The sequence below is a fragment of the Pseudophaeobacter profundi genome (genome assembly GCF_029697505.1).
In the GTDB taxonomy this organism is placed as follows: Bacteria; Pseudomonadota; Alphaproteobacteria; order Rhodobacterales; family Rhodobacteraceae; genus Pseudophaeobacter; species Pseudophaeobacter profundi.
Map to the genome: position 1 here is coordinate 1 of NZ_JARJEF010000240.1, position 275 is coordinate 275.

Annotated in this window: 1 protein-coding gene; it reads left to right on the top strand. The window is 43.6% G+C overall.

What is annotated here, in order from left to right:
• A partial coding sequence (locus P2081_RS20865) for a hypothetical protein (protein WP_278924700.1) occupies window positions 1-275 on the top strand: 275 nt, incomplete at both ends.

The window sequence follows — 275 nt, forward strand, 5'->3', positions numbered from 1 at the left end:
CAAGTATGTAATGCTGTCCTTTGCCAGTGATGGTTACTCAACAGCACTTAAGGTGGCTTCTCAGCTTCGAGCCACTACCAACAAACGGGGCTTACCTATTGGAGTTCTGATGCTGTGTGAAAACGACAATCAGATCTTAGAAAATCCTGGCCAAATAATTACGGATCTTATTGCTAAGATGGACGTTGTGGTGCCAGTGCTGACAGAGGGATACTTCAAAGCCCTAAAAGAACCAGATTTGCGAGCTAGATTACTAGATGAACGTTACATTCAGT